General features: G+C 70.0%; 12 protein-coding genes. 9 read left to right on the top strand and 3 right to left on the bottom strand.

Annotation, left to right across the window (positions count from 1 at the left end; all coding sequences use genetic code 11):
- The 3 genes from AB3X43_RS09820 to gcvP form a co-directional block, all read left to right on the top strand.
- Positions 1 to 798: glycine cleavage T C-terminal barrel domain-containing protein (locus AB3X43_RS09820; RefSeq protein ID WP_369429660.1), on the top strand; the 798-nt coding region annotated here is incomplete at its 5' end.
- 54 nt (positions 799 to 852) lie between these two features.
- Positions 853 to 1,224, top strand: a complete 372-nt coding sequence (gcvH, locus tag AB3X43_RS09815) for a glycine cleavage system protein GcvH (protein ID WP_369429659.1) — start codon at positions 853 to 855, stop codon at positions 1,222 to 1,224.
- 91 nt (positions 1,225 to 1,315) lie between these two features.
- Complete coding sequence (gcvP, locus tag AB3X43_RS09810) at positions 1,316 to 4,228, top strand: aminomethyl-transferring glycine dehydrogenase (protein WP_369429662.1); 2,913 nt, start codon at positions 1,316 to 1,318, stop codon at positions 4,226 to 4,228.
- A 13-nt stretch (positions 4,229 to 4,241) separates the two neighbouring features.
- Here gcvP and AB3X43_RS09805 read toward each other — a convergent pair whose 3' ends face one another.
- The 3 genes from AB3X43_RS09805 to AB3X43_RS09795 are packed head-to-tail and all read right to left on the bottom strand — an operon-like array spanning position 4,242 to position 6,083.
- Positions 4,242 to 5,108: an anti-sigma factor family protein gene (locus tag AB3X43_RS09805; protein WP_369429658.1), complete on the bottom strand. Its 867-nt coding sequence runs from the start codon at positions 5,106 to 5,108 to the stop codon at positions 4,242 to 4,244.
- A gap of 6 nt (positions 5,109 to 5,114) precedes the next feature.
- Positions 5,115 to 5,669, bottom strand: a complete 555-nt coding sequence (locus tag AB3X43_RS09800; protein ID WP_369429657.1) for an RNA polymerase sigma factor — start codon at positions 5,667 to 5,669, stop codon at positions 5,115 to 5,117.
- A gap of 21 nt (positions 5,670 to 5,690) precedes the next feature.
- Positions 5,691 to 6,083 (bottom strand): COG4315 family predicted lipoprotein, encoded by a 393-nt coding sequence (locus tag AB3X43_RS09795; RefSeq protein ID WP_369429656.1) that lies wholly within the window; start codon positions 6,081 to 6,083, stop codon positions 5,691 to 5,693.
- Between the two features lie 137 nt (positions 6,084 to 6,220).
- Here AB3X43_RS09795 and AB3X43_RS09790 point away from each other — a divergent pair, with 137 nt between their 5' ends.
- From AB3X43_RS09790 to AB3X43_RS09765, 6 genes are all read left to right on the top strand, one after another.
- Positions 6,221 to 7,309, top strand: coding sequence for a threonine aldolase family protein (locus tag AB3X43_RS09790; RefSeq protein WP_369429655.1), 1,089 nt, complete (start codon positions 6,221 to 6,223; stop codon positions 7,307 to 7,309).
- A gap of 35 nt (positions 7,310 to 7,344) precedes the next feature.
- On the top strand, positions 7,345 to 8,043 hold the full coding sequence (gene ypfH, locus AB3X43_RS09785; RefSeq protein WP_369429654.1) for an esterase: 699 nt from the start codon (positions 7,345 to 7,347) through the stop codon (positions 8,041 to 8,043).
- Between the two features lie 210 nt (positions 8,044 to 8,253).
- Positions 8,254 to 9,033 (top strand): hypothetical protein, encoded by a 780-nt coding sequence (locus AB3X43_RS09780; protein WP_369429653.1) that lies wholly within the window; start codon positions 8,254 to 8,256, stop codon positions 9,031 to 9,033.
- A 20-nt stretch (positions 9,034 to 9,053) separates the two neighbouring features.
- Positions 9,054 to 9,437, top strand: a complete 384-nt coding sequence (locus AB3X43_RS09775; RefSeq protein ID WP_369429652.1) for a response regulator — start codon at positions 9,054 to 9,056, stop codon at positions 9,435 to 9,437.
- Between the two features lie 7 nt (positions 9,438 to 9,444).
- Positions 9,445 to 9,714, top strand: coding sequence for an STAS domain-containing protein (locus AB3X43_RS09770; protein WP_369429651.1), 270 nt, complete (start codon positions 9,445 to 9,447; stop codon positions 9,712 to 9,714).
- A 4-nt stretch (positions 9,715 to 9,718) separates the two neighbouring features.
- The gene (locus AB3X43_RS09765; RefSeq protein ID WP_369429650.1) at positions 9,719 to 10,213 is read left to right on the top strand and encodes a chemotaxis protein CheW; all 495 of its coding nucleotides are present in this window, start codon (positions 9,719 to 9,721) and stop codon (positions 10,211 to 10,213) included.
- Position 10,214: the final 1 nt, after the last annotated feature.

Genomic DNA, 10,214 nt, shown 5'->3' with positions numbered 1-10,214 from the left:
CGCGCGGACGACCTCTTCCTGGTCGTCAACGCCGGCTGCAAGGACGCCGACACGCGCCACCTGGTCACCGAGATCGGCCACCGCTGCCAGATCGTGCCGATGCCCGACCACGCGCTGCTGGCGCTGCAGGGACCGAAGGCGGTCGATGCACTGGCCCGCATCAATGGCGGCGTCGCGGCGCTGGCCTTCATGGGCGGCGGACAGTTCGCGCTGGCCGGCACCGACTGCTTCGTCACCCGTTCCGGCTACACCGGCGAGGATGGCTTCGAGATCTCCGTGCCCGCCACCCACGCCATTGCACTGGCCCGCACGCTGCTGGCCCAGCCCGAGGTGGAGGCCGCCGGCCTGGGCGCGCGCGACACTCTGCGCCTGGAAGCCGGTCTGTGCCTCTACGGCCATGACATCGACACCGCGACCACCCCGGTCGAAGCCGGCCTGAACTGGGCGATCCAGAAGGTGCGCCGCCCCGGAGGCGCCCGCGCGGGTGGCTACCCCGGCGACGGTGCCCTCGACGGCCAGCTCACCCAGGGCGCCGTGACAAAGCGCATCGGCCTGACAGGCCTGGAGCGCACGCCGGTGCGCGAAGGCGCCATGCTGGTCGACGGCCGCGGCCATCCAGTCGGCCGCGTCACCAGCGGCACAGTCGGCCCGACCGTCGGTCAGCCGATCGCCATGGGCTACGTGGCCGTCAACCATGCCGGCATCGGCAGCGAACTCTTCGCCGAAGTGCGCGGCAAGCGTGTGCCGATGCGGGTCACGGCCATGCCGTTTGCGCCTCACCGATACTTCCGCGGCTGAGGCCTGCGCCTCGCCTGCCCCTCCATTTCTCGAATCCACCCAGGAGCCCTGACCATGTCCCTCAAATTCACCGCCGACCACGAATGGATCAACGCCGACGACACCGCTGCTGCCGTGGTCGGCATCACGGTCCATGCCCAGGACGCCCTCGGTGACGTGGTGTTCGTCGACCTGCCCGCGGTCGGCACCACCTTCGCGCAAGGTGAAGTCGCCGGTGTGGTCGAGTCGGTCAAGGCCGCTGCCGACGTCTACGCCCCGCTGTCGGGCGAAGTCACCGAAGTCAACGAAGCCCTGCGCGACGATCCTTCGCTGGCCAACACCGACCCGCTGGGCGCCGGCTGGTTCTTCAAGATGAAGCTGTCGGACGCCTCGCAGCTCGACGCCTTGATGGACACCACCGCCTACGACGCCCTCACCCAGGGCTGATCCACCCCTGATGAACACGCCGTCCGACCGTGCGCACAGCGCCGGTCGAGGCCGCGCCTTTGCCCAACCGCTGCCCGGAAGCCTCGCCGCCATGCCACACACCGCCCTGCCCCGCCTCGCCGATCTGGAAAACGCCCGCGAATTCACCGCCCGCCACATCGGCCCGGACGCGGCCGACGAGGCGCGCATGCTGGCCGCCATCGGCCCGGACAGCCGCCGCGCGCTGATCGACGCGATCATCCCGCGCTCGATCGCCCGGCCCGCGCCGATGGACCTGCCCGCCCCGCTGACCGAGGCACAGGCACTGGCGGAACTCAAGGCGCTCGCGGCGCAGAACCGCGTGCTGACCAGCCACCTCGGCTGCGGCTACTTCGGCACGCTGACACCGGGCGTCATCCTGCGCAACGTGCTCGAGAATCCCGCCTGGTACACCGCCTACACGCCGTACCAGGCCGAGATCAGCCAGGGCCGCATGGAGGCGCTGGTCAACTTCCAGACCATGGTGACCGACCTGACGGGCATGGCGATCGCCAACGCCTCGATGCTGGATGAGGCCACCGCCGCCGCCGAGGCGATGACGCTGGCCGCCCGCGTGGGCAAGTCGAAGGCCACGCGCTTCGTCGTCGCCCACGACGTGCTGCCGCAGTCGCTCGAAGTCATCCGCACCCGCGCGAAGCCGCTGGGCATCACGGTCGATCAGGTGCATGCCACCGACATCGCCACGTCGCTCGCCGCCGCCCCTGCATTCGCCGTGCTGCTGCAGTACCCGGGCGTCAACGGCCAGGTCCGCGATCTGCGCCCGATCATCGACGCCGCGCACGCCGCGGGCGCCATGGCCATCGTCGGCGCGGACCTGCTGGCGCTGACGCTGCTGGTCTCGCCTGGCGAACTCGGCGCCGACATCGCCTTCGGCACCACCCAGCGCTTCGGCATGCCGATGGGTGCGGGCGGCCCGCACGCGGCGTATCTCGCCACGCAGGACGCCTTCAAGCGTTCGCTGCCCGGCCGGCTGGTCGGCGTCAGCGTGGACAGCCACGGCGCGCCCGCCTACCGCCTGTCGCTGCAGACCCGCGAGCAGCACATCCGCCGCGAGAAGGCCACCTCGAACATCTGCACCGCGCAGGTGCTGCCCGCTGTCGTGGCCAGCCTGTACGCGGTCTACCACGGTCCGGTCGGCCTGCAGCGCATCGCGCAGCGCGTGGCCGTGCTGACGGCCATCCTGGCCGCAGGACTGAAGGCGATGGGCTGGCGCCTGCTGCACGACACGGCCTTCGACACGCTGCACGTCGAGGCAGGCGACCGCCGCGCCGCACTGATGGCCGCTGCCGTGGCGTCGGGCCGCAACCTGCGCGCCGCCAGCGCCGACACGCTGGGCATCAGCCTGGACGAGACGAGCACCCGCGCCGATGTCGAGGCGCTGTGGGCCGTGTTCGCGCAAGGCAGCGCCACGCCGACCGTCGCGCAGTACGCCGACGAGGTCGTGCCGATGATCCCGGCCGCGCTGCAGCGCACCAGCCCCTACCTGACGCACCCGGTCTTCAACACGCACCACAGCGAAACGGAGATGCTGCGCTACCTGCGCATGCTGTCGGACAAGGACCTGGCGCTCGATCGCAGCATGATCCCGCTGGGTTCCTGCACGATGAAGCTCAATGCCACCTCGGAGATGATCCCGATCACCTGGCCCGAGTTCGCGAACGTCCACCCCTTCGCGCCCGCCGAGCAGCTCGCCGGCTACGCCGCGCTGAACACGCAGCTCACCGCCTGGCTCGCCCAGGCCACCGGCTACAGCGGCATCAGCCTGCAGCCCAACGCCGGCTCGCAGGGCGAATACGCCGGCCTGCTCGCCATCATGGGCTGGCACGCGGCGCGCGGCGATGCCCACCGCAAGGTCTGCCTGATCCCCGAGAGCGCCCACGGCACCAACCCGGCCTCGGCGCAGATGGCCGGCATGCAGGTGCTGGTGGTCAAGTGCGAGGCCGGCGGCAACGTCGATCTGGACGACCTGCGTGCCAAGTGCGCCAAGCACGCCGCCGATCTGGCCGCGATCATGATCACCTACCCCTCGACCTACGGCGTGTTCGAGCCGCGGGTGCGCGAGCTGTGCGAGATCGTGCATGCGCACGGCGGGCGGGTCTACGTGGACGGCGCCAACATGAACGCGCTGGTCGGGCTGGCCGCGCCGGGCGAGTTCGGCGGTGACGTGTCGCACCTGAACCTGCACAAGACCTTCTGCATCCCGCACGGCGGTGGCGGGCCGGGTGTCGGGCCGGTCTGCGTGGTCGAGGATCTGGTGCCGTTCCTGCCGGGCCACGCGACGGCAGGCGAGCACCGCGCGGGCGGCGTCGGGGCGGTGTCGGCGGCTCCGCTGGGCAACGCGGCGGTGCTGCCGATCTCGTGGATGTACATCCGCATGATGGGCGCCGAAGGACTGACCGCCGCGACCGAAACCGCGATCCTGAGCGCCAACTACATCGCCGCCCGGCTGGCCGACCACTACGACATCCACTTCAGCGGCGGCATCGACGGCGTGAAGGGCGGCGGTGTGGCCCACGAGTGCATCCTCGACCTGCGCCCGCTCAAGGATTCGTCGGGCGTCAGCGCCGAGGATGTCGCCAAGCGGCTGATCGACTACGGCTTCCACGCGCCGACGCTGAGCTTCCCCGTCGCCGGCACGCTGATGGTGGAGCCGACCGAGAGCGAGCCGCTGGTCGAGCTGGACCGCTTCTGCGACGCGATGGTCGCCATCCGCGGCGAGATCGCGCAGGTCGAATCCGGCGCCTGGCCGCGCGAGGACAACCCGCTCAAGCACGCCCCGCACACGGCGGCCAGCCTGCTCGCCAACGACTGGCCCCACGCCTACGCCCGCGAGACCGCCGCCTACCCGGTGGCGAGCCTGCGCCGCGGCAAGTACTGGTCGCCGGTCGGCCGCGTGGACAACGTCTATGGCGACCGCAACCTGTTCTGCTCCTGCCTGCCGGTGGGCGACTACGCGGGCGAGTGAGGGAACGCGCCCGCTAGGGCGCAGACGCGGCAGCGGGTGGATCCGTGAGCTGGTGGTACACCGCTTCGGCCACCACTTGCAGCCGCGGTCGCTCGACCCGGCCGGACAGCGCGTAGCCGAAGCCATCCTCGACCCAGTAGAAGACCTCGACATCGCCTTCCCGCGCGACCTGGAAGGCGGTCAGCGTGTCGGCGGGCTGGAGACCGGTCGGCGCAGCACGGCGCACGTAGAGCGTCAGCCGCGCGCCCGCGGCGTTCTGGTACATGAACTGCGCGACCGGCCCGTCCCCCGCCGCGAGCAGCCGCCCGCCCAGCAGCTCGTAGCCCAGCGGCGCGAGCTGCGGCGCGTGCAGCGGCGTGCCGAGCCGCTTCGACAGCCAGGCGACGAGGTGGTCCGCCTGCCGGGCATCGACCTCGACGGGGTGGCGCTGCTCCGGCACGTAGACGGCGTGGGCCAAGGCAGCGTCATGCACGAATCGGCCGGACACTCCCGCGGACACCAAGGCCGTCTGACGGCCCCGCCCCAGCTGGTAGCCCAGACCGCCGCCCACCACCAGCCCGGCCAGCCCGAACACCAGCGCCGCCGTCGCCCAGCCCGATCGGGTGCGCGACCACATCCGCCAGCGCGCCTGTACGGCAGCGGCCGGCACCGGTGGTGCCGCATCGCCCTGTGCGGCCCGGACCAGCCGCAGCGGCAGCGGCTCGTTGAGCACATCGTCAAACCCGAGGTGCAGCGCCTGGTTCAGCGATTGCCACTGCGGCACCTGCGCCGCCTCGTCCGGGTGCGCCGCCAGCCACGCCTGCACGGCCAGCCGGCGCTCGGGCGGCAGGCGGCCGTCGGCGTAGGCGTGGAGTTCGTCGGCTTGTACGTCAGTGCCCATGTCGGTTCACTTCACCACTTTCCAGCCGGCCGCAGCACCCGGCCGCACCACCACCGGATGCGACAGCGCGACCCGCATCGCAGCCCGCGCACGCGACAGCCGTGACATCACGGTGCCCACTGGCACATCGAGCACCGCCGCCGCCTCGGCGTAGCTGAACTCCTCCAGACCGACGAGCAGCAGCACCTCGCGCTGCGGCAAGGGCAGACTCGCCAGTGCGGCCTGGATATCGCGCAATGCCAGCGTCTCCAGTTGCCCACCACTGACGGACGGCGCAGACGGATCGTCCTGCACATCGTCGAGCGGATCGGTGGGCAGCCGGCGCTGGCGCACCTGGTTCAGGTGCACGTTGTGCATCAGCGTGAACAGCCACGCCCGCAGCCGCTCGGCCGGGTCCGCCAGGTCGCCCTCGGTCGGCGCCTGCCACTGGTGCAGCCGCGCCCAGGCCCGCTCCAGCGTGTCCTGCACCAGGTCGTCGGCGCTGGCAGCGTCCCCCGTCAGCGCACGCGCATACCGCCGCAGGCGCGGCAGGTGGGCGATCAGGTCCGGCGGATCGGCCACGGCGGCAGAGGGCGATGCCGCTCAGGGACGCGCGACGTGCCAGGCGTTGTTGAACCCGTCGCCGGTGGTGTCGCCCGCCTTCATGTCCTTGGCCCAGGTGTAGAGCGGATGGCCCTTGTACGCCCACTGGCGTGTGCCGTCGTCGCGGGTGACGACGCTGTAATCACCCTGGGCCTTCGCATCAGCGGGGGCCATCAACGGCGGCCAGTTCTTGGTGCAGGGGCCGTTGCAGGCGCTGCGGCCGGCGGCATCCTTGTCGAAGGTATAGAGCGTCATGCCGGCGGCGTCGGTCAGCATGCCGCCGGTGGTCATGGCCGGCGGCGATGCCATCACCGCGCAGGCGCCCAGCACCAGCGTGGCCGAGACGGTGAGCGCGAGGCTGACACGGTGGATCGAGGAACGAATCGAGGTCATGGCTTATCTCCAGGGTTGTGCAACGGCAGGGCCCGCAGCAGCAGAGATCGACACTGCAGGCCCGCAACACTGTGAACACAGGATGCGCCAGATTCATTCCCTGCGTGGCCAAATAAACAGCGCGACAATCCCGACCCATGCGTACCTCGTCCCTCGCCCCTGCCGCTGTGGCCACGCCCGCCCGCCAGCATTTCGCCAGCGACAACTACGCCGGCATGTGTCCGAACGCCGCGCGCTGGTTCATGGAAGCCCAGACCAGCGGACACGAACCCGCCTACGGCGACGACCGCTGGACACTGCAGGTCTCGGAATCGCTGCGCGAGCTGTTCCAGACCGACTGCGACGTCTACTTCGTCTTCAACGGCACGGCCGCCAACTCCCTGGCGCTGGCCTCGCTGTGCCAGAGCTACCACTCGGTGATCTGCACCCCGGTCGCGCACATCGAGACCGACGAATGCGGCGGGCCGGAGTTCTTCTCCAACGGCTCGAAGCTGCTGGTCGCCGAGGGCGAAAGCGCCTCGGCCAGGCTGGGCAAGCTCACGCCCGACGCGGTCGAGACCCTGGTCACCAAGCGCAACGACCTGCACTACCCGAAACCCAAGGTGGTCAGCCTCACGCAGGCGACCGAACTCGGCACCGTCTACAGCGTCGAGGAGGTCTGTGCCATCGCCGCGATCGCCAAGCGCCGCCACCTGAAGGTCCACATGGACGGCGCCCGCTTCGCCAACGCGGTCGCCACGCTGGGCTGCCACCCGAGCGACATCACCTGGCGTGCCGGGGTCGACGTGCTGTGTTTTGGTGGCACCAAGAACGGGTTGCCGATCGGCGAAGCCGTGGTGTTTTTCGACCGGGCACTGTCGGAAGACTTCGCCTACCGCGTCAAGCAGGCGGGGCAGCTCGCCTCCAAGATGCGCTTCATCTCGGCGCCGTGGCTCGGGCTGCTCGAAAACGACACCTGGCTGACCAACGCGCGCCACGCCAATGCGATGGCACAGCGGCTGTACCGGGCACTGGATGGCGTGGCGGGTGTCGAGCGTCTGCACGCACCACAGGCCAACGCAGTGTTTGCCCGCCTGGCGCCCGCGGCCATCGCCCGGGTGCAGGCGCAGGGCTGGCGCTTCTACCAGTTCATCGCGGGCGGCGGCTGCCGCTTCATGTGCTCGTGGGACACGACGCCCGGGTCGGTCGACGCCTTCGCCGCCGACATCGTGCGCGCCTGTGCCTGAACGCGCCCACACCTTCCACCGCTCCAAGGACCCCCATGACTGCTCGCCTGCTGCAAAGCCTGCCCGACGCCGGCGCACCGGCCCAACTCTTCATCCTGCTGCACGGCGTCGGCGCATCCGCCGATGACCTGGTGCCGCTGGCCAAGGCGCTGCGCACAGCGTTCCCGCAGGCGGCGCTGCTGCTGCCGGACGGCTTCGACGCGTTCGATGCAGCGCCCACCGCACAAGGCCGGCAGTGGTTTTCCATCGTTGGCGTGACGGAAGAGAACCGGGTCGAGCGCGTGCAGGCCGTCGTCCCGACGCTGATCGACTGGGTGCGCGGCCACCAGCAGCGCCTCGGCGTGGGCGCGGCAGCGACCGCGCTGGTCGGGTTCTCGCAGGGCAGCATCGTGTCGCTCGAAGCCGCTGTGGCGGCGCCGGATCTGGTCGGGCGGGTGCTGGCCTTCTCGGGCCGGTTTGCACAGTTGCCCGAGGCGGCGCCGCCGCTGACCACGTTCCACTTCTTCCACGGCGGACAGGACACCGTCATCCCGGCCGTGCACGCGACCACCGCGTTCGAGCACATGGCGGCGCTTGACGACGGCGATGCGACGCTCGACATCGCCGACGAAGTGGGACACGAGCTGCACCCGGCGCTGCTGGAGCGGGCCATCTTCCGCCTGACGCACCATGTGCCACCGCGGCTCTGGCGCGAAGCGATGAGCCTGTCTGGCGCACCGACCGGCGCATCCTGACCGCTGGGCGACGGAGGTCACCTGGGCATCGACCCGGGGGAAACTGCCCTTCAATTGCTCCTGAATTTCGGGGATTGCGCAGGACGGACAAACGCGACAGTGCGGACTCCGCACACCACTTCGCCTGTCATTCCCATGCCGCTGCATCCCCGGTCAGACTGCGATTCCGCCCAACCGCTCGGCCCCCCTCCCATTGGCGAGGGTCCGCGCATGATGGTCGCCGAGGTGGTCCCGGTGTGGCAGCGCCACGTCGAGGCCTCGCGTGCCGCTGTGGAAAGCGGCATCGGTGATCTGCTGGAATCGTTCTCGCGGCTGTGCGACGGCGTGCTGGCCGCCAGCCAGCACACGCCCGACGCCGCGAACCCCACCGACCGGTCGATCACGGCGATGCAGGCCCATCAGGATGCCGTGCTGACCCGCATGCTCGACGAGACGGGGATCATCCACCAACGCCGCGAACAATTGCTCGCGCAGCTGGCCGAGTCGCTGCTGCAGCTCGATGCCATCGAGGCGGACCTGCAGGGCAGCCTGGCACCCGATGCCACACCACTGCTGCGGCTGGAAGACACCCGCTCGACACTGGCCCGGCTGTCGCAGCAGGTCGCTGCGGACACACGCGGCGACCACGCACGCCAGGATCAGGCCTTCGTCGAGGCTCGGCAGGCGCTGGCCCAATTCGCCATCGAACGCACACCGTCCGAAGCCGCGGCCTGTGCGCTGCACTCGCTGAGTGCCCGCATCGAGAAGGATCTGGAGCGGGTGCTGATCAGCATGCAGTTCCAGGACCGCCTCAACCAGACGCTGGTCAACGTCACCAGTGACATGCAGCGCTTCACCGAGTGGATGCGCTGCAATGAACACGCCAGCCACGCCGACGCCATGCGCTGGCTGACCGAGCTGGAGCGCTCCTACACGATGCAGGAACAACGCGCTCGCCACAACAACCAGCCAGGTGTCGCCACACCGGGCGGCAGCGTCGAGTTTTTCTGATTCAGACCAAGGACCCTTCCATGAACACGCCTCTTCATGCCGGCAAAACCATTCTGGTGATCGACGACTCGAGCAGTTTCCGTACCGTCGTCAAACTGGCGCTGCAGAAGGCGGGCTACTCAGTGGTGGAAGCCGTGGATGGAGAAGATGCCGTGGCCCGCATCGACACCCACCCGCCGGCCCTGATCGTCTGCGACGTCAACATGCCGCGCATGGATGGGCTGAGCTTCGCGCGCCACATCAAGACCACCGCCGACCATCGGTTCACACCGATCATCATGCTGACCACCGAATCCCAGGAGGCCAGGAAAGCGGAAGGACGCGCGGCCGGTGTGCGGGCCTGGATCACCAAACCGTTCCAGCCATCGCAGCTCGTGGACGCGGTGGCACGGCTCTGCCCGTGAGTGAACGATGGCCTTGTCGATCGACGGTGACCTGACCATCCGCCACGCCACCCTGCGGCGCGAACAGCTGCTCGCCTGGCTGGCAGAGGCCAGCCCAGGCGACGCACTGGACATGGCCCGCGTGGCCGCATGCGACTCGTCAGGATTGCAGCTGCTGCTGGCGCTGCGCCGCAGCCGTGCCGAACGGGGCCACGGTCTGGCACTGCGCAATGTGGCGCCAGCGCTGTCCGAGGTGCTGAAGCGCTGCGGCCTGGACAGCACCCTGCCCTCGGCCTGACGCCATGCAGCAGGACCACCCCACGCACCCGTACCTGCGCTTTGCACTGGGTACGGGGCACTACACGGTGGACCTGGCGCGGGTGAAGGAAATCCTGGAGATCGCTCCGCTGACGCCGGTGCCAATGGTGCCGTCGTTCGTCCGCGGCGTGATGAACCTGCGCGGTGCCGTGGTGCCGGTGATCGACCTCGGGGACCGCCTCGGCCTGGGTGCGGCCAGCATCGGACGCCGCTCCTGCATCGTGATGGTCAGCCTGGCCGCGGAAACACGGGACGAAGTGCCGTCCATGGGGGTGCTGGTCGATGCGGTGGACGAGGTGGTCGATGCAGAGGCCGGCGACCATGAGCCGGTCCCGCTGCTGGGCACCCAGGTGGATCCGCGCTACCTGCGCAGTCTGGTGCGGGTGCACGGCGTGGCCACGCCGGAGCTGGACCTGCCCGCGGTGCTGGATCCAGCCGCACTGGCACACCTCATGGCGGCCAGCCCCCGCCGACGCTGAA

Origin of the sequence: Sphaerotilus sp., assembly GCF_041083715.1 — a bacterium.
Taxonomy (GTDB): domain Bacteria; phylum Pseudomonadota; class Gammaproteobacteria; order Burkholderiales; family Burkholderiaceae_C; genus Sphaerotilus.
This window is presented reverse-complemented; position numbering and strand designations above follow the sequence as displayed.